Here is a 22,248-nt window from a genome sequence, read left to right on the forward strand (position 1 = left end):
GTATTCAATTAAAATACCACTTAGTCAATTGAGGACTTATGCTATAATAAGTATTTGGAACGAGTTACGATACTTACAATATTTATCGGAGGCAAAGATGTTAAATAACAATAGTTTAGGTTATAAATTCGAGAGCTTTCTATTGATTTTTATTATATTACAACCAATTATAGACTTGCTTACATCATTTTGTATTTTAGTGCTCAAAATTGATGCAACGGTTGGAGTGATATCGCGTTTCTTTGTTATGGCTCTTGCTGGTATTTATATTCTCATGCAAGCCCGTGTTAGAGAAAACCGAAAATATATTATATATTTACTTGGACTAGGAATTGTCCTTGGATTAGGATTTTTAAATAATAAAATGATTAAGAATCCGATGTTACAAGGAGAAGAGATTAAGTTTATCGCAAAGACGTTATACCCATTTGTCATGATAAGCTGTTATATTCTAGTATTTAAGTCATTAAGGATGAAAGAAACGATGCATACAAAGATGAGAAATTATGTAGCGTATGCAGCTTTAATTATAAATGTGGTTATGGTTGTATCTATCGCAACGGGAACAGATTCTAATAGTTATGAATATTTTAAAGAAGGTTCACGTGGCTGGTTTTTTGCAGGGAATGAACTTGGATCGGTTTTAGCAATAATATGTCCAATTGTTGTTTTGTATTCTATTGAAAAAACAACAAGCTTGGCAAAGAGTTATTTTTGGATTCCGTCTCTTTTAATAATATTTTCATTATTTGCAGTTGGTACAAAAGTAGGAGCGGGAGCTATTTTCTGTACAGTTGCTATTGCTATTTTTATGTGCTTTATACAAGCATTTTTACAACGGAAAGAGCATAATAAAAAGCCATATTTGTTAAATGGTTTGATTGCAACAGTTATATTTGTGGGAGTATTGGGGTATTTTCCGTTCTCGCCAATATATAAAAATACAAGTATTCATGTTCAAGTTTTTGAAAAAGTACAACGAGAGAAAAAACAACAGAATAAACCTGTTACACCAGAGGATATTAAAAAAGAGAAAGAAGAAGAGAAACAGGCTGAGACACAATCTCTCATTTTCAGTGGGCGTGAATTATTTACACAGATGTATAAAGACTTTTATAAACAAGCGCCTATGTCTCAGAAGTTACTTGGTATGGGGTATGGTGGTAACTTTAAAGATGCCCCAAAATTAATTGAAAGAGATTTCCATGATTGGTTTTACACATTTGGAATTATCGGTTTCATTTTCCTTATGATTCCATTTGTGTATTATGGTTTGAGAATCCTAATGGTATTTATAACAAGGTTTCGTGATATGTTTACAGTTAAGTATGCGTTGTTAGCTGCGGGTCTTTTGTTAGCATTAGGAATTGCTTTTACAGCAGGTCACGTATTAACGGCACCAGGGGTAAGTATTTACTTTGCTGTATTATTGGCATATTTAATCGTAGATTTAGAAATAGAATGATGGAAAAATAAAAGCTAGCATTATGTTAGCTTTTATTTTTTGCTATAGTAAAACAAAGGAAAAATATATTGATGGAGGAAGAAAAAGATGAAAGTGTTACATATGAATGCTGGAGCAGAAACAGGTGGCGGAAAAACGCATATTATCTCACTTTTGTCGCAATTTCCGAAAGATGGAGTAGAATTAGCAGTATTTGAAGAAGGTCCAATTGCAAGCGAAGCGAGAGCATTAGGGATAAAGGTACACGTGTTTTCACAATCATCTCGCTATGATATATCTATTCTCTCAAAAATACGTTCTTTTATTAATGAAGAACGTTTTGATATCGTTCATACACACGGAGCAAGAGCAAACTTTTATCTTTCTCTATTAAAAAGAAAGATAAGTGCCAAATGGGTTACAACAGTTCACAGTGATCCAACGCTGGATTTTATGAAACGTGGTTTAAAAGGATGGATTTTTACAAAGTTAAATTTACGTTCGTTTAAGAAGATTGATTTGTTTTTTGCAATTACAGAACGTTTTAAGAGAAATACGGTAAAGCTAGGTGTACCAGAGGATAAAATTTGTACAATCTATAATGGTATTGAATATGATCTTACACCAGCAAAGCCTTATAACCTAGAGGAGCAATTCGGTATACAAGAAGACGTATTTACAGCGATTCAAGTAGCGCGTCTTCACCCTGTTAAAGGGCATGAAATATTATTTGAGGCATTACAAAATACGGAGATTCCAAATATAAAAGTATTGTTACTTGGCGATGGTCCGATTGAGAATGAGCTAAAAGAAATGGTAAAACAAAAAGGAATAGAAGATAAAGTACTATTTTTAGGACATCGTCAAGATGTAAAAGAATTATATGCATCAGCACATATTAACTTACTTACATCACATAGTGAAAGTTTCTCACTTGTTTTATTAGAAGCGGCAAATCAACGTTTAACTTCTATTGCTACAGATGTTGGTGATATGTCAAAGCTCATTGTCGATGAGACATATGGCTGGATCATTCCGACTGGCGATGCTTCGGCTCTTGCTCATGCATTAGAGGAAGCATATGGAAAATGGGAGAATGGTGAATTGGCGGAAATGGGTGAGCGTTTATATATGCATGCGTCTTCTCACTTTTCTTTACGAAAGGTGTATGAAGATACGCATAAAGCGTATGAAAAGCTTTTATCGGAGTAACTATTATACTAAATTAGGGAAGTTAGACTACCCGTAAAAGCTCGATTGGTTCAACTAGCCATTAGTGAGAAGAGAGTTCACTGATGGTTAGTTGAACCTTATAGAAATAGAAAAGATATTTGAAATAGAGAGGATTTTAAATATGGCAGTGCAAACAATTGATATTTTAGGCGTGCCCTTCTCAACGATGACAATGGAAGAAACGATTCGATATATGATGCAGCAGCTAGAAAAGGAACAAGAGAATACATTCCAAGTTGTAACGGCAAACCCTGAAATTGTGATGTGTGCAAAAAAAGATGCTAAATTCCATGAAACGCTTCTTCAGGCAGATATTATTACACCGGATGGAATTGGCGTAGTAAAGGCAAGCGGTATGCTAGGTACACCGTTAAAAGAGCGTGTAGCAGGTTTTGATTTGATGAGTGATTTATTTAAAACATTATCACAAGAGAAGAAATCGGTATCTGTCTTTTTACTTGGAGCAAAGCCGCACGTTATAGAAAAAGCTGCTCAAACTTTAACAGAAAGATATGAAGCGTTATCCATTGTAGGTACACAAGATGGATATTTTAAACAAGAGCAGGAAGAAGAAATTATTGCGCGTATTCAAGAAGCGCAGCCAGATATTTTGCTTGTTGCACTTGGATTCCCAAGACAGGAAAATTTTATTCAGCAGAATAAACATCGTTTAAATACAAAGATAGCTGTTGGTGTTGGGGGAAGTTTTGATGTTTGGGCAGGAGAAGTAAAGCGTGCCCCGAAATGGATTCAAGCTATTCATTTAGAATGGTTTTATCGTTTATGCAGCAATCCAACACGCTGGCGTCGTCAACTTGTATTAGTTGAATTTTTGAAAGAAGTGGTTCGGTCGAAAAGGTAGCGATATTTTGCTACCTTTTTTTCTATGCAAGTCTGTATACGTAACGCACCTTCCACATGAAAAAATACCTATGTATGAGGTGTTTTTTCATGGGAAAGATAAGGTTTACGTAGGTAGTTTGTCTTCTTTAGTACGTAATTAAAAAAGTATTTTACTTATGTAATATACATATGTAAAATGAAGTGTAAAGACAGCTTTGTAAGGAGGACCTCTAGTGGGGAAAGTTACAGAAATCTCGAATCGAAAGCTTCTCGGAATTGCTGGGCTTGGTTGGCTATTTGATGCAATGGATGTTGGGCTTCTTTCGTTTATTATTGCTGCTTTACAAAAAGAATGGCAGCTTAGTGCACAGCAGATGGGGTGGATTGGTAGTATTAACTCCATTGGAATGGCAGTTGGAGCACTTATATTTGGGATATTAGCAGATAAAATCGGTCGTAAACCTGTTTTTATTATTACATTATTATTATTTTCTGTTGGTAGCGGTTTAACAGCTTTATCAACAACATTAACTGTATTTCTTATACTTCGTTTTCTTATTGGAATGGGACTTGGAGGAGAATTACCTGTTGCATCAACACTTGTATCTGAAAGTGTTGCCGCACATGAACGTGGTAAAATTGTTGTTTTATTAGAAAGCTTTTGGGCTGGTGGGTGGTTAATTGCTGCTCTCATTTCATATTTTGTTATTCCGACATATGGTTGGCAAACAGCGATGGTTTTAAGTGCAATTCCAGCTTTTTATGCACTATATTTACGCTGGAGTTTACCAGATTCACCACAATTTCAAAAAGCACCTCAAAAACAATCTGTATTTGCAAATATAAAGGCAGTTTGGTCTGGGGATTACAGAAGAGCGACTGCTATGCTCTGGATTTTATGGTTTTGTGTTGTATTTTCTTATTATGGAATGTTCCTTTGGCTTCCAAGTGTACTAGTATTAAAAGGGTTTAGTTTAATTAAGAGCTTTCAATATGTGTTAATTATGACACTTGCGCAGCTTCCGGGTTATTTTACAGCTGCTTGGTTTATTGAACGCTTTGGCCGGAAGTTTGTGTTGATCACATACTTACTTGGAACGGCATGCAGCGCATATTTCTTCGGGGAAGCAGATTCACTTCTCACGTTAATGATCGCAGGTATGTTGCTATCTTTCTTTAATTTAGGAGCTTGGGGAGCGTTATATGCGTATACGCCAGAGCAGTATCCAACAGTTATTCGTGGTACAGGAGCTGGGATGGCAGCGGCATTTGGCCGCATCGGTGGTATTTTAGGACCATTATTAGTTGGTTATCTCGTAGCCACGCATGTTTCTCTTTCTGTTATCTTTACGGTCTTTTGTACAGCTATTGTAATTGGTGCCCTTGCTGTACTTATGCTTGGAAAAGAAACAAAACAACAAGAATTAATATAATGAAAAGGAAGCTATGTAAAGCTTCCTTTTCATTGTTTTCTGACAAAAACATGGTATATTTGATAGAAAAATGGTTTATAAAAAGGGATTATTTCGAAAAAAGCGAATGTATACAACAAGGCGTATGGACAAAAGGATTAGGTGGTTGGGCAGACATGAAAATTTTAATCGTAAATGAACGAGAAGAAAACAGAGGACAATTAATAGATTTTTTCAAAGAACATGTAAAAAATTTGGAATGTTTTGAAGCGGAAACAGGAATGGAATCACTACAGATAGCGAAAAAGTATACGCCAGATTTTATTTTTTTAGATACACAATTACCAGATGCAACGGGTTTTGAAGTCGCAGGCTTGCTGCGCCAATTAACATTACATACAAAGTTTATATTTACAGGAAACGACATGAAAGATGCAATTATATCATTTCGTTTTCACGCTTTTTACTACTTATTGCAACCATTTAAGCAGGAAGACTTGCAGTTTTTATTGCATAGTATCGAGCAAGAAAGAGTAACACGAGAGAAGAATCGATTGCAAAAGCTCCCGATTGAATGTCATGAAGGAATTACATATATTCTTCCAGACGATATTGTATATATAAGTAAGAATAAAGAAAATAAAACAGTTTCAATTTACACAATCAATAATCAATATATCTCAACGTATACATTGCAAGAATTAGAAGGTAAGTTAGCGGTATACGATTTTTTACGTGTTCATAAAAGTTATCTTATTAACGTTATATATGTGCGAGAATTAAAGCCTTATTATAACGGAACGTATAACTTATATTTGGAAAGGTATGATAACCAGCCGATACCTGTTAGTCGAAATTATGTAAAACGGCTTCGAAATAAAATTGAGTTGTAACAAGTCGTGGACGAATTTAAACATGTTAAAATAGGAAACATTCATCATAAGGAATATTATATTTAACTATTCTGAAAATTTAGTACAATTCCCTCTAAGGCATAACATTAGGGGGATTTTTGTTGAAAGCATGGAAATCTATTTTACTTTGGGGTGTGATTACGGCTTTAGGAGCAGCAGGATTTGCTGTTTTAGCGTTATCTCGCGGTGAAACGATTAATGCAGTTTGGTTGTTGGTTGCCGCTGTTTCCGTATATGCTGTTGCATATCGCTTTTATAGTAGATTTATCTCCAGAAAAGTTTTTGAATTGGACGATAATCGAAAAACACCGGCAGAGCTTTTGAATGATGGGAAAGATTATGTTCCGACAAATAAATGGGTTTTATTTGGGCACCACTTTGCGGCAATTGCTGGGGCTGGACCGCTAGTTGGTCCAATCTTAGCTGCACAGATGGGATATTTACCAGGAACGCTTTGGATTATTGTTGGAGTTGTGTTAGCCGGAGCTGTACAAGATTTTGTGATTTTGTTCGCGTCTATGCGTCGCAACGGGAAGTCGCTTGGTGAAATGATTAAAGAAGAGATTGGTCCAGTAACAGGTTTTATTGCGATGATCGGTATTTTGGGAATTATGATTATTTTATTAGCGGTATTAGCTCTTGTTGTGGTGAAAGCGCTCGTAGGAAGCCCGTGGGGAATGTTTACGATTGCAGCAACAATTCCAATTGCAATTTTAATGGGTGTATATATGCGTTACATTCGCCCAGGCCGTGTTGGAGAAGGTTCAGTTATCGGTATTATTTTACTTCTTTTGTCGCTTGTAGCGGGTCAGTATGTAGCAGAAAATCCAACGCTTGCTACTATGTTTACATTCAAAGGTGAAACAATTGCAATTATGCTTACCATTTATGGATTTATTGCTTCTGCATTACCTGTTTGGCTATTACTTGCACCGCGTGATTATTTAAGTACGTTTTTAAAGATTGGAACAATTGTTGGTTTAGCGCTCGGTATTGTGATTGTTGCACCAGATTTACAAATGCCGGCAGTTTCACAATTTATTGATGGAACGGGTCCAGTATTTGCAGGGAATTTATTCCCGTTCTTATTTATTACAATTGCTTGCGGAGCTGTATCTGGCTTCCATGCGCTTGTTTCTTCTGGTACGACCCCGAAAATGATAGAAAGGGAAGGACATGCACAGCCAATTGGTTACGGTGCTATGCTTATGGAATCATTTGTTGCAGCGATGGCAATGATTGCAGCTTGTGTACTAACGCCAGGTACATACTTTGCAATTAATAGCCCTCCGGCAGTCATTGGAACGGATGTAACACAGGCAGCACAAGTAATTAGTTCTTGGGGGTTTACTGTGACGCCAAATGAGCTGAAAGAATTGGCTGTAAACGTCGGAGAACAAACGATATTATCTCGTACAGGTGGGGCACCGACGTTCGCGATTGGGATGGCTCATATTTTCTCTCAAGTAATTGGCGGAAAAGCATTAATGGCATTTTGGTATCACTTTGCAATTTTATTTGAAGCGCTCTTCATTTTAACAACTATTGATGCAGGAACACGTGTTGGTCGATTTATGATTCAAGACATTTTAGGGCACGTTTATAAACCATTTGCAAAAACAGATTCTATGCTTTCCAATATTGTTGCAACAACGCTGTGTGTTCTAGGATGGGGATATTTCTTATATCAAGGGGTAATTGATCCGCTTGGCGGTATCAATACGCTATGGCCGCTCTTTGGAATCGCAAATCAAATGTTAGCTGGGATTGCATTATTACTTGGAACGACTGTTTTGTTTAAAATGGGAAAAAAGGCATATGTTTGGGTGACACTCATTCCGACAACGTGGTTACTGATTGTTACAATGACAGCTGGCTATCAAAAGTTATTTCATGAAAATCCGAAAATTGGATTCCTCTCTCATGCAAAAGTGTTCCAAAGTGCACTAGATAAAGGGAAACTATTAGCACCGGCGAAAAACGTAGCACAAATGAAACAAATTATTTTTAATGATTATATTGATGCGACGCTTTGTGGAATTTTCATGCTTGTTGTAATCGCGGTACTGATATCGTCTATTAGAATATGGATACAAGTATTGAACAATAAAGCAACTCCATTAAAAGAAGCGGCGTATGTTCCACGCGATGAAAGTGAGGTACAACACTATGCTTAAAACAATGATAGGCATGTGGAGATACCGAAAACAATTTATTAGTTTGCTTGTTGGTGTACCTAGCTATGAGAAGTATGTTGCTCATATGGAACAAAAACATCCAAATGAAATTATATTATCTCGAAAACAATTTTTTGCCGAAGCGCAAGAAGCAAGATTTAATGCGAAGGGCGGTAAAATTTCGAGATGCTGTTAGAGAGAATATAGTAAAAAAGGGCGATATCTCGCTCTTTTTTTATGTTTTAAAGTTTCACGTGAAACATATAAAGAAAAGTTTGGGAATTGTAGGGGGATAATATACAAAAATAAATAGGAAAAGGGGTACAAAATGGATAGGGATGGAACTTTCATGTGAGTTTTCAAGTTGTAAAAAGACCAGGTATATTTTTATGCTAGATAATCTAGTTGTTAATACAACTGTTATTCTTTCTTTTATTTTTGTTGGTATTGTAATGGGAACTTTAGGTGTTCTGCTTATGAAGTTTGGTGTCCATATTGAGGATGCGATGCTAGATTTACGCTATCTTTCTGTTATATTAGCTTCCATCATTATTTTAATTGTACGTTTATTGTTAACGAATTATTCAGTAGGTGCTTCAATCTATGTAGACTCACTGCAGCAATTTATTCAACTTGCAGATGAGGCATTATACTCTTCCAACGAAATAGAAGAAATCAAGTGAGTGCTGTTTCATGAAAAATAAAGTCGTCACGTATGGACGACTTTATTTTTTAATTTTAATCCCGCTATTCGCGGGCAGTAAGACCCCTACCATTGATTGAAGTTTCACTTTATACAAGTTCTTTTCCAGCTCCAAATTTACGATATGCACCGTGATGAGTTGGACCCACATATTCGTTTAGTTTGAATGAGTGGTGAATTGCAGCTGTAATAAACTCTTTTGCTACTTGCACAGCTTCTTTTACAGATTTTCCTTTTGCTAACTCTGCTGTAATTGCAGCAGCATATGTACAACCTGCACCGTGTGTGTATGTTGTTTCAATTTTTTCAGATTCTAAAATTTCAAATGTTTCTCCATCGTATAATAAATCGATTGCTTTTTCTGTTCCTAGCTTGCTGCCGCCTTTAATAAGTACATATTTTGTACCTAAAGCATGGATTTTTTCAGCAGCTTGCTTCATATCTTCAAGTGAGTTAATTTTTACACCGCTTAGTTGATACGCTTCAAATAAATTTGGTGTTACAATCAATGCTTTTGGAACAAGCACATCGCGTAAGCATTCGTTCGTTTCTGGGTGAAGCGCCTCATCTGCCCCTTTACATACCATAACAGGGTCTACTACTACGTTTTGTAGATTATGTTTCTCAATTGTTTCAGCAACAAGTTCAATAATTTCAACAGATCCAAGCATACCTGTTTTTAAGGCATCAACGCCAACGCCTTCAATTGTCGTTTCTAATTGTGGTTTCAATGTAGACGCTGGAATTGGGAACACATTATGTGCCCAACCGTTATGTGGATCCATTGTTACAATTGTTGTAAGAGCTGTCATACCATATACCCCAAGCTCTTGGAATGTTTTTAAGTCTGCTTGCATACCAGCGCCGCCGCTTGTATCAGATCCAGCAATTGTAAGTGCTTTGTTTAATGTCATTGTGAAAGCCCCCTCAAGTGATATAATGAAAACTACATTTTTATCCATTATATCAATGTTATGAATAAGTACAAAGTGAAAAAGTTACTTGCATGTTTTAGAAGAGACTGAATTTGATACAATGAGAAATGAAAATATTGTATGTAGGAGTAGATATGATTAACGGCACATTTAAGGCTGGTAAAGGATTTGATTTAACAGCAGAAGAAATTATTGCAGCAGGTCTTGAAAAAGCTGTTAAAGTAGCAAGTGCGTGCTAATTAACAAAACAAACGCCATTTAATAGAGCAGTACAAACACTATAAAAGTGCTGGTACTGTTTTTTTATCCCGCTATTCGCGGGCAGTAAGCCCCACCTCAAGATTCAGAGAAAGGCGAAGAAGATAGGTGGGGGATAACTGCCCGTAAAAGCCCGATTGGTGAGGGCTAATAATCAGTGGGGGATGAAGAAAACCCCCACTGATTAAAGTTTCACTTTATCCCGCTACTTTTGAGTGGATTTTTTATTATCGAGGGATGAAGAAAAACTCCCACTGCTGGGAGTTTCACTTTATTTTACTATTTTATTTTTGTACTAGTTCTTCTTGTTCATTCTTATTATGATTCGGAAGTGGAAATACATTACCGATCATTGCAGCTCCAATCATTGGTAACAATAAATTAATTGGGAAGAACATGAGTAATAATAATGTCATAGCGATTGGTTTTCGTACTGCATAGCTTGAAATGGCTGTCGTTACAATAGCTACACAAGCAACTGGATCTAATGACGGTATGAGAGTTGCTATAGCATATCCAATACTTGCACCAGAAAATACAATTGGAAAAATATGTCCGCCACGCCAACCTGTAGTTAAACAAACCGCGGTTATACACAACTTTAAAATCCCTGAAAGAGCCAGTATCCCAAATGATATTCCTGTCCATTCATTTACTAAGTCTTTTAATTGGTGTTCTCCTGAAAACAGTGTATACGGAAGTATAGTTCCTGCAATCCCTAAAAGGATACCGCCTATAATCGCTAATGTTAGCTTATATTCTTGAAAAGGATGTACTATTTTTTCTAATATATGTTCTAATTGGAAATAACAGTATCCTACCCCGACACCTATAAAAATAAGAGGGAGAAAGGCAATCCATTCATGGAGTGCAAAAGATCCTTCTCCAAAATTAACAATAAAGGATCCTCGATTATCAAACTGACTAAGCAATAAATATACAGAAAAACCAGCAAAAGTAGTAGCGAGATATACGATAGTCTTTTTCCCTCTAAAAGCTTCAGTGAGTTGTGTATCTTCATGTTCTCTTGGAGCTAAATAACCGAATAGCGGTGCATTAAAAATAACACTTAAAGCAGCGCCAATCCCAAATTCTGTTAGTTCGTGCATTCCTTTTAAAGTAAATTTAAAGCGATCACCAACCCACGTACAAAGTCCACCTATAATCCCAACAAGTGCTGCTTCCGGTCCTAAGCTTGCGCCAAATACTAAAACAATAACAGCTGTTAACGTAGCTTTATGCACAAAATGGTACTCAATTCTACCTGTTTTCTGATATTCAGCCATGGTCTCTGGCATTAAACGGGGGTATGTACCGAAATACTTCTGTGTCAGTCCGACAAGAACACCGCCAATTACTGTTACACAAATTGTGTAATAAGAGGGTGATCCAAATTCTTTAGGTAAATATTCCCAAACAAACTGAATTCCAGCATTTGTGACGACTAAAAATAACCAGACTATAGCACCAACTATAGCACCTAGAAATAAACCGTACATGATGAGTAAATAGTGCATGTTTCTCCTAGTAGCCATTTTTTATGCCTCCTTTATGTTATATCCTATTATGAAAAAGTTAGAGATTCTGATACGAAAATAATTGGGTAACTCATTCAATATGGATATTATCCTTTTTAAAGAGCTACTTATTCAAAGTATATTACAAAAATCAGCATTATTATTGTATGAAACTCTGAACTAGTCATAATTTTAATCATGTTTATACATATATTTTGATGCTTGCTAAAATTAAGTATAACTCTTTAATTTTACATAGTAAGTAAAGTTTTTGAAACGTTTTTTTTGTTTTTAGTATAGAATATCAATGTTTTTTTAATATAACTTAAAGTTTGAGAATGAACAAACGGATTGTTGTTATTTTTACAAAGATTCAGAAAAATAATTGACACTAGGAAATATTTGCTATAAAATCAACGGTAATTGCATAAGTCTTATCAAGAATAGGTGGAGGGACCGGGCCCTACGAAACCTTGGCAACAGCCGTAAAACGGAATTGTGCCAAATCCTGCAGGTATTTCCTGAACGATAAGAAAGGCTACATGTCGAGCGTTTATCTAAGCTGCTTCTTTCTTATTTAGGAAAGAAGCAGTTTTTTTATGTTAAGAAAGAAAGGGGATTGAGGAATGAGTGATGCAAGGGGAAAAGGCACAATTTGTGTGCAAGGTGGTTATACGCCGAAAAATGGTGAACCGCGTGTTTTGCCGCTTTATCAAAGCACGACGTATAAATACGATACATCTGACGATTTAGCAGCTCTTTTTAATTTAGAGGCAGAAGGTTATATTTATACCCGTATTGGTAACCCAACGCTTGCAGCATTTGAGCAGAAGCTGACGGAGTTAGAAGGCGGAGTTGGTGCGGTTGCAACTGCATCTGGGCAAGCTGCAATTATGTTAGCGGTATTAAATATTTGCGGCAGCGGCGATCACCTGCTTTGCTCATCAACAGTATACGGCGGTACATTTAATTTATTTGCAGTTAGTCTGCGGAAGCTGGGCATTGAGGTTACTTTCTTTAATCCAAACTTAGCCGCTGATGAAATTGTTGCTCTCGCAAATGAGAAAACAAAGCTTGTGTATGCAGAATCGCTTGGAAATCCAGCGATGAATGTTCTTAACTTTAAAGAGCTTTCTGATGCGGCAAAAGAGCTTGAGGTACCATTTATCGTCGACAATACGCTAGCTACGCCGTATTTATGCCATGCATTTGAACATGGTGCAAACATTGTCGTTCATTCTACAACGAAATACATCGATGGTCATGCAAGTTCACTTGGCGGTATTGTCATTGATGGCGGTAATTTCGATTGGAGTAAGTTTCCTGAATTCGTTGAACCAGATCCAAGTTATCATGGTGTGAGTTACGTGCAAAAATTTGGGCAGGCGGCATACATTGTGAAAGCTCGTGTGCAGTTATTAAGAGACTATGGAAATTGTATGAGTCCATTCAATGCGTATATGAGTAATATTGGCTTAGAGACACTGCATCTTCGTATGGAGCGTCATAGTCAAAACGCACTAACTGTTGCACAGTGGCTATCTCAGCACGAACGCGTTGAGTGGGTCAATTATCCAGGACTTCAAGGTAATGAAAATTATGCATTGGCACAAAAATATTTACCGAAAGGTGCGAGTGGTGTTTTAACGTTTGGAGTAAAAGGTGGTATTGAATCCGCTAAGGAGTTTATTGCAAGTGTGAAGCTCGCAGCATTGGTGACGCATGTGGCAGATGCAAGAACTTGTGTGATTCATCCTGCAAGCACAACGCATCGTCAGCTTACTGAAGAGCAGCAGCATCTGGCGGGTGTAACGCCTGATTTAATTCGGTTATCGGTTGGTATTGAAGATGCGGCGGATATTATTGCTGATTTAGCAGAAGCCCTTTCTGGAGGAAAACAGTATGCCGATCATCATTGCTAAAGATTTACCCGCTCGTAAAGTATTACAAAATGAAAATATTTTCGTGATGACGAAAGAACGAGCAGAAACACAAGATATCCGTGCTTTGAAGATTGCTATTTTAAATTTAATGCCAACAAAGCAAGAAACTGAAACGCAGTTGCTTCGTTTAATTGGAAATACACCGCTGCAGCTCGATGTACATTTACTGCATATGGAATCTCATACATCAAGAAATGTGGCGCAGGAGCATTTAACAAGCTTCTATAAAACATTTCGGGATATTGAAGGAGCAAAATTTGACGGATTGATTATTACTGGCGCTCCGGTTGAAACACTTCCTTTTGAAGAGGTAGATTATTGGGAAGAATTGAAGCAAATTATGGACTATTCGAAGAAGCATGTTACATCGACGCTTCACGTTTGTTGGGGGGCACAAGCGGGGTTGTATTATCACTATGGTGTTCCGAAATATCCGCTTCAGCAAAAGATGTTTGGTGTGTTTGAGCATGAAGTGAAGCAGGAGCATGTGAAATTGTTACGCGGTTTTGATGAAAGCTTTTTTGCACCGCATTCTCGTCATACAGAAGTCCGTGCATCTGATATTCAAAGCGTGCAGGAACTTGATGTGTTAGCGACATCTGAAGAAGCTGGTGTTCATCTCGTTATGAGTAAAGACGAAAAGCATATTTTCGTTCTTGGCCATAGTGAATACAGCTGCGAGACGTTAAAGCAAGAATATGAGCGTGATCACCAAAAGGGGCTCGATATTGCTATTCCAAAAAATTATTTTAGGCATGACAATCCATTGGAAAAGCCAGTGGTAAAATGGCGTAGCCATGGGAATCTACTATTTTCAAATTGGCTAAATTACTATGTATATCAAGAAACCCCTTATATTTTGTAAAGGAAAATATATAACACTTGGTAGCGTTTTCTTTGTAAGGAGTGCCTTTTATTATTCGGAATGTTCCAAATATATTGTTTTTTTGAATTTTACCTTATATAATGGCACCTAAATACAATTTTTAGAGGGGTGGACAATATTATGAACGAAATTCGAGTCGGCTTATTAGGTCTTGGAACTGTAGGAAGCGGTGTGGTGCGTATTATTGAAGATCATCAAGATCGTTTAGCGCATCAAATCGGTTGTCCTGTCAAAGTAGCAAAAGTGTTAGTACAAAACATAGAAAAAGAACGTGAGGTCCAATTAACCCCTACATTGTTAACGAAAAATCCAGATGAAATTATAAATAATCCAGATGTTGACGTTGTTATTGAGGTGATGGGCGGTGTAGAAGATGCGAAAGCATATATTTTACAAGCGCTGCAAAACGGAAAGCATGTTGTAACAGCAAATAAAGATTTAATGGCACTTCACGGTGCAGAACTTCTTACTGTGGCAAAAGCAAATCAAGCTGATTTGTTTTATGAAGCAAGTGTAGCAGGCGGTATTCCGATTTTGAGAAGCATTGTGGAAGGTCTCTCTTCTGATCGGATTACGAAAATGATGGGGATTGTGAACGGAACAACGAATTTTATTTTGACAAAAATGTCTGACGAAGGGAGAGCATACGAAGACGTGTTAAATGAAGCACAGCAATTGGGATTTGCAGAAGCAGATCCAACATCGGACGTTGAAGGGTTAGATGCGGCTCGAAAGATGACGATCTTAGCGACACTAGGCTTTTCTACAAATGTAGAACTTCATGATGTGAATGTAAAAGGGATTACATCCATTACGGAGGAGGATATTACATATAGTAAGAGCTTAGGCTATACAATTAAGTTAATCGGCGTAGCGAAGCGTGATGGTGAGAAGTTAGAGGTGACAGTAGAACCAACACTGCTGCCAAATGCGCACCCGCTTGCATCTGTTCAAAATGAATATAATGCCGTATATGTATACGGCGAAGCGGTAGGAGAAACAATGTTTTACGGACCAGGTGCAGGAAGTTTACCAACAGCAACAGCTGTTGTATCTGACTTAGTTGCGGTTATGAAAAATGTACGCCTCGGTGTAACAGGGAATAGTGCTGTGACTCCGCAATATGAGAAAGTGTTAAAAGAGGAAGACGAAATTTATGTGAAGAAGTTTCTACGTCTTCATGTGAAAGATGAGGTAGGTGTGTTTGCAAAAATCACATCTCTGTTCTCTGAACGCGGCGTAAGCTTCGAAAAGATTATTCAAATGCCATTACAAGAGAAAGGAGCAGCTGAGATTGTCATCGTTACACACCGCGCATCCCTTGCAGATTATGCGTATATTCTAGAAACGCTAGAAACGTATGAAGAAGTGGCTTGCGTGAAAGCGAATTACCGTATTGAAGGAGATGCTCGCTAATGTGGAACGGACTACTTGCTGCTTATAAAGAATATTTACCGATTACTAATCAGACGCCGGCTCTTTCGTTATCAGAAGGAAATACACCACTTGTTTTATTAGAAAACCTTTCAGAAAAATGGGGTGTTTCTGTTTATGCGAAAGTAGAAGGGGCAAACCCGACTGGTTCCTTTAAAGATCGCGGGATGGTTATGGCAGTAGCGAAGGCAAAGGAAGCTGGCAGCAAAACGGTTATTTGTGCTTCAACAGGAAATACATCTGCGTCTGCGGCTGCTTATGCAGCGCGCGCAGGTTTATCTTGTATTGTTATGATTCCGAACGGAAAAATTGCATACGGTAAGTTGGCTCAGGCAGTGATGTACGGAGCTGAGATTATTAGTATTGACGGGAACTTTGACCATGCTCTGCAAATGGTGCGGAAGCTGAGCGACTCATCGCCCATTACACTTGTGAATTCAGTGAATCCGTATCGCATTGAAGGGCAAAAAACAGCAGCATTTGAAATTTGTGATGCACTTGGAAAAGCGCCTGATATTTTAGCCATTCCAGTTGGGAATGCGGGCAATATTACAGCATACTGGAAAGGGTTTACAGAGTATAACGAAAAGCATAGTACGGGTTTACCGGAAATGCGCGGCTTTGAAGCGGAAGGAGCGGCAGCGATTGTACGCGGATATAAAATTGAAGATCCTGAGACAGTTGCCACTGCAATACGCATCGGTAACCCTGCAAGCTGGGATAAAGCCGTTGCAGCTGCCCGTGATTCAAATGGAAAAATTGATGAGGTAACAGATGCAGAAATTCTTCAGGCATATGAATGGCTTGCTAAGTATGAAGGGATTTTTGCAGAGCCTGCTTCTTGTGCGTCGCTTGCTGGTATTTATAAGCAAGTACAAACAGGAGAAATAACAAAAGGAAGTAAAATCGTTGCTGTTTTAACAGGAAATGGTTTGAAAGATCCTAATATTGCAATTGATACGAAAAAAATTCAGCCGCTTGTTTTGCCAAATGATGAAAAGGTTGTGTTTGAACACATTCAAGGAGCTGTCCTGCGATGAAGGCGGCTCCCATGTTTACAATTCGTGTGCCTGCCAGTACAGCAAATCTTGGGCCTGGCTTTGATTCAATTGGTCTTGCGGTAAGTAAATATTTAACGGTAGATGTATTTTCGCATTACAGATGGGAGTGCAAGGCCAAAACACCACTTCTTCAAGGTGTTCCAGAAGATGAGAATAATTTACTGATTGAGACTGCTAGGGGAATAGCCGCTCGTTATAATAAGGAGCTTCCATATTGTAGTCTCTATCTCGATAGTGATATTCCATTAGCAAGAGGACTTGGAAGCAGTGCCTCGGCAATTATTGCTGGGATTGAACTTGCCGATCAGCTCTGTGATTTGCATTTATCTAGCAGAGAAAAGCTATTGATTGCAACGGAAATAGAAGGACATATCGATAATGTTGGAGCTGCGTTATATGGTGGACTTATAATAGGAACGTATGATGGAAAAGATATTGCATTTTTGTCACAGCCCATTCATGACGTAGAACTTGTTGCAGTTATTCCTTCATATGAACTCAAAACAGTTCATTCAAGAGACGTGCTTCCGAGTAAGTTATCGTATATGGACGGCATTCGCGGCAGCGGTGTTGCCAATGTACTTGTAGCAGCTTTATGTAAAGAGGATTGGGTGCTTGCTGGAGAAATGATGAAACAGGATATGTTTCATGAACCGCACCGTAAGCAGCTTGTTCCTGAATTACAAAAACTTCATGAATTAGAGCATGAGAATGTATATGGTGTTTCCTTAAGCGGTGCCGGGCCAACTGTGCTTTGTTATGTGAAAAAAGGAAGTGCTAACGAAGTGAAAGTATGGCTGCAATCTATTTTTAGTCATTGCGTAGTAGAAACGCTTCAAGTTGTAAACGAAGGAGTTCATATTATATACGAACAACAAAAGCCCATTGAAAGTATATAGCTTTCAATGGGCTTCTTTCGTACGACAACCTTGTAATACTGTTGTGCCGATTTGAATAAATGCTTGAATGATCCAGCCTGTTGTAAAAGATAGAATAATGGTACCGAAATAAATGGGGCCGTCTAGCATGAAACTACCGGTTAAAAATAGACAAGCTAGAGAAATTTCTGTTTTCCGAAAGGACCACTTTGTCTTTTCAGAGATTGTTAAAACAAACGCTTCTTGCGGTGCAGTACCAAGCTGTGATGAAACATAAATACCAATTCCTGCTCCAACAAATAAATTTCCGCATATAAGTGTTATATACTTTGGAAGAGCTCGAATGCCATCCATTATAAATGTAACTGAACCAATCATATCAACAAAAACAGAGATTAAAATCATTGTCATGATTGTACCAAATGTAATCTGCTTTCGGTTCATAGACAGTACGATAAGGGTAAAGATAAGATTAATAATAAATATCCAAGATCCGATGCTTAAACCAAAGTTTTGATATAAAGCAATGAAAAGCGAATCATACGGACTAAGACCAAATGAAGTAATCGTTGTCATCATATTTATACCGAGAGAGAGTAACAGTAATCCACCTATAAAAAAGATATACTCTAGCTTAATTTTCATAATGAAACACAAATCCTTTCTTAATAAGCTTGCTAGCAAAGGATATAATGTGAAAAGCTTACCAGGTCAAGGGGTACATTTCTAAAATTTTTTTATATGCGATAATATGAATGGTGGGAAGGAGGATTTTATTATGCCAAATATAAAAAAAATCGCAGAAATGGCAGGTGTCTCAATTTCTACCGTTTCACGCGTTTTAAATAATCATCCGTATGTAAATGAGCAAAAACGAAAAGAGATATTAGCAATTATCGAAAAGTTAAATTACACGCAAAATTCGAATGCTATCCATTTAGTAAGAGGGAAAACGAATGTTATTGGTGTTCTCCTTCCTTTTGCAAACAATCAATATTACAGTGCAATTATAGAAGGCATTTCCAGGGAGGCCGCAAAACATAATTACAATATGATGCTCTGCCAAACGGGTTATAGCGCGGATAAAGAAATAGAAATTTTGAATATGTTAAAGATGAAAAAGTTAGACGGGGTCATTATATGTTCGAAAATCAATGCTTGCCAGGAGATTGAAAAGTACGCAAAATTTGGTCCAATTGTGACGTGTGAAGATACAGTATCAAGTACAATTTCCAGCATTCATATTGATCATTACAAAACGTTTGCGCTAGGAATGGAATATTTAATAGAAAAGGGACATAAACGAATTGGTTACTGCGTTGGACGAAGTAATAGTTTCAACAGTCAAAATCGAAAGCAAGCGTACTTGGACGCTCTATCATCTATCCATGTTATGCCGAAAGAGGAGTGGGAGTTTGTAGATTGCTTTACAATAGAGGACGGGAAACGTGTTGTTCAATCACTGCTTCATATGAAAGAGCGTCCAACCGCCCTTCTTGTATCTTGTAATCATATTGCAGCTGGTATTGTAACAGCCGCTCAAAAAAGCGGCCTTTCTATTCCAGGTGATATCACGATTATTGGTTGTGATGATCAGCAAGTTGCAGAGATACTAGATATTACAACAATTGCTCATTCGAGTGTAGAGGTTGGTGCAGGTGCATTTACAATTTTGCATGACCAAATTACGAGTAGAGAAAAAGAAGTAAAAAGAATTGAGTTATTTGCGAAATTAACGGAAAGACTTACAACATAAGGAATAAAGTGAAAAGCACAATCTGGATTAAAATGATTGTGCTTTTTTCATAGGTTGATGAAAATCGCTTTTCGAATTTCCATTTGGTATAATATGGTCAATCTATAAGGGGATAAAGGGGTTTTAGGATGAGATCGAAATTTGTGAAAGCTATTTTATTTGTTACACTGGCATCTTTTTGTTTATTTGCTTACGGCTTTATTGCCGGTGTAAATGATGTTCTAAATCCGAAAGTCTCTAAGTTAACTCCCGCTGTGCCAAAAGAAGCAAAAGGGAAACAACAAAAAGGAACGTTACAAATTGTTAGTTTAGGTGATTCTTTAACGCGCGGTGTTGGAGATAAAGAAGGCATTGGATATATTGGACGTATGAAGAATGAATTGCAAACGAAATACAAACAAAAGGTAGCGCTTACAAATTTGGCGGTGAGCGGTGCAAAAATGCCTGATTTACTGAAACAAATGGAAAGCAGCGGCGCCGGGTATGCAATTAAGCAAGCTGATGTGCTTGTTTTGACAATTGGAGGAAATGACTTATTTCCAGGATGGGAATCGCTGGGGAATCTTGATTTAACGACGTATCGCCCTGATACAGTAACATTTCAAAATAATGCTAAGCAAATTTTATCCAAGCTGCGGCAATTAAATCCAAACAGCCCAATTTTCTGGATTGGTTTGTATAATCCATTTGAAGATGTAGAAGAGCTGAAAGGCTCGTCTCCAATTGTTATTGATTGGAATGCGTCATTAGAAAAAATTGCACTCGATTATCCAAACGTATATGTTGTCCCGACATTTGATATGTTCCAAAATCGTGGTAAGGATTTATTATATTCTGATCACTTTCACCCGAATGAAACAGGCTATACATTCATAGCGGACCGGTTATTACAAAATGTTGTGAGTAAATTAAAGCTTACTGGGGGTGAAGAGAAATGACGACGGTACTATCTGCACGAAATTTAAAAAAAGTAATTAAGAAAAAAACGCTTGTTGAAAATGTGTCGTTTGATATACAACAAGGAGAAGTATTTGGTTTTTGGGGCCAAACGGAGCGGGGAAAACAACAACGATTCGTATGCTTGTCGGTCTTATTCAAGCAACAGAGGGAACAATTTCAATCGGTGGTTATGATATAAAAGAAGATTTTCGCGGGGCGATGAGGCAAATTGGGAGTATCGTTGAAAACCCTGAATTGTATACATATTTGACTGGCTTTGAGAATTTAAAGCAATTTGCTCGCATGCTGGGCGGGATTTCTGATGAGCGTATTATAGAAATTGCAAAAATGGTACATCTTGATGAACGCATTCACGATAAGGTGAAAACATATTCACTTGGAATGAAACAACGCCTTGGGATTGCACAAGCTCTTCTCGGGAACCCGAAACTCCTTATATTAGATGAACCGACGAACGGACTTGATCCAGCTGGTATTCGAGAACTTCGTGAATTTGTGCATACGCTTGTGAAAGAGGAAAACATTAGCGTATTCATCTCCAGCCATTTGTTAAGTGAAGTGCAAATGATTTGTGACCGTGTTGCGATTATTAATAAAGGAAAAGTGATTACGGTAGCAAGGGTTGAAGAATTAGTGAAGCAAGCGAGTGGCCGTGTGGAGTGGGTTGTGACACCGCTTGAAAAAGCAAAGGCTTTGCTTGAAGAATCTGGTGAAGTGACAGAACTTGTAGTAGAAGAAGGACGATTATTGTGCCGTATGAATGAAGAACGTGTAAGTTTTTATAATAAGAAATTAGTAGAGCATGATGTAGACGTTCATAGTGTAAAAGAGATTGTATTTACGTTGGAAGATTTATTTATGGAACTGACAAAGGGGGAGCAACATGCGTGAATTTGCGAACCTCGTCTATAATGAGGCGGAGAAAATATATCGAAAGAAACGCATTGTAGTAGTCATGCTCATCTTGGCAATTTTAATTCCAATTTTTGTTTATGCACAGTATCGGGAAGTGCAGACGACTATAAAACGTCTTGGTACGAGTGATTGGAAAGTTTCATTGCAGCAGCAAATTGTTGATTCGCAAAACCGCTTAAATAATTCGCGTCTGCCGGAAGAATTTAAGAAATGGTTAAAGGTAAACGTGGAACAGCAACAATATTATTTAGATCATAATATTAATCCACGTGCCCCAGGAGCACCAACATTTGTACGCGCATTTATTGAACAAGGAATTACGTTATTTATTCCGCTTCTCGTCATGATTGTAGCAATTGATATCGTGTCGGGAGAACGAAGTGATGGAACGATGAAAATGCTCCTTACTAGGCCGATTCGGCGCTGGAAAATTCTTTTAAGTAAATACGTGACGATGGTATTGTTTATTTCGCTCATTTTATTGTTTGTTGGTGTTCTTTCTTACGTAATATCAGGAATCGTATTTGGCTATTCAGGGTGGAATTTGCCGGTGCTGACAGGGTTCATCGCTGAGAAGGATGCGTTAAACACAAACTTTGTTCATCTTATTCCGCAGTGGCAATACATTGTTATGGCTTACGGACTTGCTTGGTTTGTAGCGGTTGTCGTCGGTACAATCTCATTTATGGTTTCTGTGCTGATTCGCAATACGCCAGCTGGTATGGGAGTTATGCTGGCAGCGTTAATTGCTGGAAATATCTTAAATAATTTTGCAACGTCTTGGGAAGGCGCAAAATATATTTTTAGTGTCAATTTATCGTTAACGGATTATTTATCAGGACAGTTACCAGCACTGCCAGGATTATCAATGAGCTTTTCATTACTTAATCTAACAATATGGGCAGTTGCATCGCTTATTATTGCTTTTGCAGTATTTACAAAACAAGATATGGTCAATTAATACGATAGGAAGTGAAAG

Annotated in this window: 19 protein-coding genes, 2 pseudogenes and 1 riboswitch; of the genes and pseudogenes, 18 read left to right on the forward strand and 3 right to left on the reverse strand. The window is 37.6% G+C overall.

Annotated elements, in window-relative coordinates; all coding sequences use genetic code 11:
* The first annotated feature begins 97 nt into the window (after positions 1-97).
* The 8 genes and pseudogenes from ACEWFJ_RS01725 to ACEWFJ_RS01760 form a co-directional block, all read left to right on the forward strand.
* Positions 98-1,465 carry an O-antigen ligase family protein gene (locus tag ACEWFJ_RS01725; RefSeq protein WP_473690126.1) on the forward strand — a complete coding sequence of 456 codons (1,368 nt, stop codon included), beginning with the start codon at positions 98-100 and terminating at the stop codon, positions 1,463-1,465.
* Positions 1,466-1,552: 87 nt separating this feature from the next.
* The gene (locus ACEWFJ_RS01730; RefSeq protein WP_473690127.1) at positions 1,553-2,656 is read left to right on the forward strand and encodes a glycosyltransferase; all 1,104 of its coding nucleotides are present in this window, start codon (positions 1,553-1,555) and stop codon (positions 2,654-2,656) included.
* Between the two features lie 142 nt (positions 2,657-2,798).
* Complete coding sequence (locus ACEWFJ_RS01735; RefSeq protein ID WP_473690128.1) at positions 2,799-3,539, forward strand: WecB/TagA/CpsF family glycosyltransferase; 741 nt, start codon at positions 2,799-2,801, stop codon at positions 3,537-3,539.
* A gap of 214 nt (positions 3,540-3,753) precedes the next feature.
* Entirely contained in the window at positions 3,754-4,953 is a 1,200-nt protein-coding gene (locus tag ACEWFJ_RS01740; RefSeq protein WP_473690129.1) for an MFS transporter, read from the forward strand.
* A gap of 155 nt (positions 4,954-5,108) precedes the next feature.
* On the forward strand, positions 5,109-5,825 hold the full coding sequence (locus ACEWFJ_RS01745; protein ID WP_473690130.1) for a LytR/AlgR family response regulator transcription factor: 717 nt from the start codon (positions 5,109-5,111) through the stop codon (positions 5,823-5,825).
* Between the two features lie 122 nt (positions 5,826-5,947).
* Entirely contained in the window at positions 5,948-8,023 is a 2,076-nt protein-coding gene (locus ACEWFJ_RS01750; RefSeq protein ID WP_473690131.1) for a carbon starvation CstA family protein, read from the forward strand.
* On the forward strand, positions 8,016-8,219 hold the full coding sequence (locus tag ACEWFJ_RS01755; RefSeq protein ID WP_473690132.1) for a YbdD/YjiX family protein: 204 nt from the start codon (positions 8,016-8,018) through the stop codon (positions 8,217-8,219). The genes ACEWFJ_RS01750 and ACEWFJ_RS01755 overlap by 8 nt, the downstream gene beginning before the upstream one ends.
* A gap of 193 nt (positions 8,220-8,412) precedes the next feature.
* A pseudogene (locus ACEWFJ_RS01760) lies at positions 8,413-8,625 on the forward strand (GGDEF domain-containing protein); the annotation flags it as partial.
* Between the two features lie 190 nt (positions 8,626-8,815).
* Here the strand turns inward: ACEWFJ_RS01760 and pdxK are convergent.
* Positions 8,816-9,640 (reverse strand): pyridoxine/pyridoxal/pyridoxamine kinase, encoded by an 825-nt coding sequence (gene pdxK, locus ACEWFJ_RS01765; protein ID WP_098310101.1) that lies wholly within the window; start codon positions 9,638-9,640, stop codon positions 8,816-8,818.
* Between the two features lie 128 nt (positions 9,641-9,768).
* Between pdxK and ACEWFJ_RS01770 the strand changes: the two genes are divergently transcribed.
* The gene (locus tag ACEWFJ_RS01770; RefSeq protein WP_473692656.1) at positions 9,769-9,900 is read left to right on the forward strand and encodes a hypothetical protein; all 132 of its coding nucleotides are present in this window, start codon (positions 9,769-9,771) and stop codon (positions 9,898-9,900) included.
* A 303-nt stretch (positions 9,901-10,203) separates the two neighbouring features.
* On the opposite strand, the gene ACEWFJ_RS01775 is transcribed toward ACEWFJ_RS01770, so the two are convergent.
* Positions 10,204-11,454: a chloride channel protein gene (locus ACEWFJ_RS01775; protein WP_473690133.1), complete on the reverse strand. Its 1,251-nt coding sequence runs from the start codon at positions 11,452-11,454 to the stop codon at positions 10,204-10,206.
* A gap of 413 nt (positions 11,455-11,867) precedes the next feature.
* A riboswitch (SAM riboswitch) is annotated at positions 11,868-11,971 on the forward strand.
* Positions 11,972-12,062: 91 nt separating this feature from the next.
* On the opposite strand from ACEWFJ_RS01775, the gene ACEWFJ_RS01780 reads away from it, so the two are divergent.
* From ACEWFJ_RS01780 to thrB, 5 genes are all read left to right on the forward strand, one after another.
* Positions 12,063-13,358 carry a bifunctional O-acetylhomoserine aminocarboxypropyltransferase/cysteine synthase gene (locus ACEWFJ_RS01780; RefSeq protein WP_473690134.1) on the forward strand — a complete coding sequence of 432 codons (1,296 nt, stop codon included), beginning with the start codon at positions 12,063-12,065 and terminating at the stop codon, positions 13,356-13,358.
* Positions 13,339-14,244, forward strand: coding sequence for a homoserine O-acetyltransferase MetA (gene metA, locus ACEWFJ_RS01785; protein ID WP_473690135.1), 906 nt, complete (start codon positions 13,339-13,341; stop codon positions 14,242-14,244). Before ACEWFJ_RS01780 ends, metA begins: the two co-directional genes overlap by 20 nt.
* 141 nt (positions 14,245-14,385) lie before the next feature.
* The gene (locus tag ACEWFJ_RS01790; protein WP_473690136.1) at positions 14,386-15,681 is read left to right on the forward strand and encodes a homoserine dehydrogenase; all 1,296 of its coding nucleotides are present in this window, start codon (positions 14,386-14,388) and stop codon (positions 15,679-15,681) included.
* On the forward strand, positions 15,681-16,739 hold the full coding sequence (thrC, locus tag ACEWFJ_RS01795; protein WP_473690137.1) for a threonine synthase: 1,059 nt from the start codon (positions 15,681-15,683) through the stop codon (positions 16,737-16,739). The genes ACEWFJ_RS01790 and thrC overlap by 1 nt, the downstream gene beginning before the upstream one ends.
* A complete protein-coding gene (thrB, locus tag ACEWFJ_RS01800; protein WP_473690138.1) occupies positions 16,736-17,659 on the forward strand; it encodes a homoserine kinase in 924 nt (307 codons plus the stop codon). Before thrC ends, thrB begins: the two co-directional genes overlap by 4 nt.
* A gap of 3 nt (positions 17,660-17,662) precedes the next feature.
* Here thrB and ACEWFJ_RS01805 read toward each other — a convergent pair whose 3' ends face one another.
* Entirely contained in the window at positions 17,663-18,286 is a 624-nt protein-coding gene (locus ACEWFJ_RS01805) for a YczE/YyaS/YitT family protein (protein WP_473692306.1), read from the reverse strand.
* Positions 18,287-18,416: 130 nt separating this feature from the next.
* On the opposite strand from ACEWFJ_RS01805, the gene ACEWFJ_RS01810 reads away from it, so the two are divergent.
* The 4 genes and pseudogenes from ACEWFJ_RS01810 to ACEWFJ_RS01825 all read left to right on the forward strand — a co-directional run bounded on the left by ACEWFJ_RS01810 (position 18,417) and on the right by ACEWFJ_RS01825 (position 22,230).
* Positions 18,417-19,394: a LacI family DNA-binding transcriptional regulator gene (locus ACEWFJ_RS01810; RefSeq protein WP_473690139.1), complete on the forward strand. Its 978-nt coding sequence runs from the start codon at positions 18,417-18,419 to the stop codon at positions 19,392-19,394.
* 128 nt (positions 19,395-19,522) lie between these two features.
* Positions 19,523-20,332 carry an SGNH/GDSL hydrolase family protein gene (locus ACEWFJ_RS01815; protein WP_473690140.1) on the forward strand — a complete coding sequence of 270 codons (810 nt, stop codon included), beginning with the start codon at positions 19,523-19,525 and terminating at the stop codon, positions 20,330-20,332.
* Positions 20,329-21,245, forward strand: a pseudogene (locus ACEWFJ_RS01820) (ABC transporter ATP-binding protein). The gene ACEWFJ_RS01815 and the pseudogene ACEWFJ_RS01820 overlap by 4 nt, the downstream one beginning before the upstream one ends.
* Positions 21,238-22,230, forward strand: coding sequence for an ABC transporter permease (locus ACEWFJ_RS01825; RefSeq protein WP_473690141.1), 993 nt, complete (start codon positions 21,238-21,240; stop codon positions 22,228-22,230). The pseudogene ACEWFJ_RS01820 and the gene ACEWFJ_RS01825 overlap by 8 nt, the downstream one beginning before the upstream one ends.
* Positions 22,231-22,248: the final 18 nt, after the last annotated feature.

It is taken from the genome of Bacillus sp. EA-CB0995, assembly GCF_055814245.1.

What these genes read in the sequence shown, in the direction of transcription:
- ACEWFJ_RS01725 (WP_473690126.1), top strand. Translation starts at nt 98, where the DNA reads ATGTTAAATAACAATAGTTTAGGTTATAAATTCGAGAGCTTTCTATTG.
- ACEWFJ_RS01730 (WP_473690127.1), top strand. Translation starts at nt 1,553, where the DNA reads ATGAAAGTGTTACATATGAATGCTGGAGCAGAAACAGGTGGCGGAAAA.
- ACEWFJ_RS01735 (WP_473690128.1), top strand. Translation starts at nt 2,799, where the DNA reads ATGGCAGTGCAAACAATTGATATTTTAGGCGTGCCCTTCTCAACGATG.
- ACEWFJ_RS01745 (WP_473690130.1), top strand. Translation starts at nt 5,109, where the DNA reads ATGAAAATTTTAATCGTAAATGAACGAGAAGAAAACAGAGGACAATTA.
- ACEWFJ_RS01755 (WP_473690132.1), top strand. Translation starts at nt 8,016, where the DNA reads ATGCTTAAAACAATGATAGGCATGTGGAGATACCGAAAACAATTTATT.
- pdxK (WP_098310101.1), bottom strand. Translation starts at nt 9,640, where the DNA reads ATGACATTAAACAAAGCACTTACAATTGCTGGATCTGATACAAGCGGC.
- ACEWFJ_RS01770 (WP_473692656.1), top strand. Translation starts at nt 9,769, where the DNA reads ATGAAAATATTGTATGTAGGAGTAGATATGATTAACGGCACATTTAAG.
- ACEWFJ_RS01775 (WP_473690133.1), bottom strand. Translation starts at nt 11,454, where the DNA reads ATGGCTACTAGGAGAAACATGCACTATTTACTCATCATGTACGGTTTA.
- ACEWFJ_RS01780 (WP_473690134.1), top strand. Translation starts at nt 12,063, where the DNA reads ATGAGTGATGCAAGGGGAAAAGGCACAATTTGTGTGCAAGGTGGTTAT.
- metA (WP_473690135.1), top strand. Translation starts at nt 13,339, where the DNA reads ATGCCGATCATCATTGCTAAAGATTTACCCGCTCGTAAAGTATTACAA.
- ACEWFJ_RS01790 (WP_473690136.1), top strand. Translation starts at nt 14,386, where the DNA reads ATGAACGAAATTCGAGTCGGCTTATTAGGTCTTGGAACTGTAGGAAGC.
- thrC (WP_473690137.1), top strand. Translation starts at nt 15,681, where the DNA reads ATGTGGAACGGACTACTTGCTGCTTATAAAGAATATTTACCGATTACT.
- thrB (WP_473690138.1), top strand. Translation starts at nt 16,736, where the DNA reads ATGAAGGCGGCTCCCATGTTTACAATTCGTGTGCCTGCCAGTACAGCA.
- ACEWFJ_RS01810 (WP_473690139.1), top strand. Translation starts at nt 18,417, where the DNA reads ATGCCAAATATAAAAAAAATCGCAGAAATGGCAGGTGTCTCAATTTCT.
- ACEWFJ_RS01815 (WP_473690140.1), top strand. Translation starts at nt 19,523, where the DNA reads ATGAGATCGAAATTTGTGAAAGCTATTTTATTTGTTACACTGGCATCT.
- ACEWFJ_RS01825 (WP_473690141.1), top strand. Translation starts at nt 21,238, where the DNA reads ATGCGTGAATTTGCGAACCTCGTCTATAATGAGGCGGAGAAAATATAT.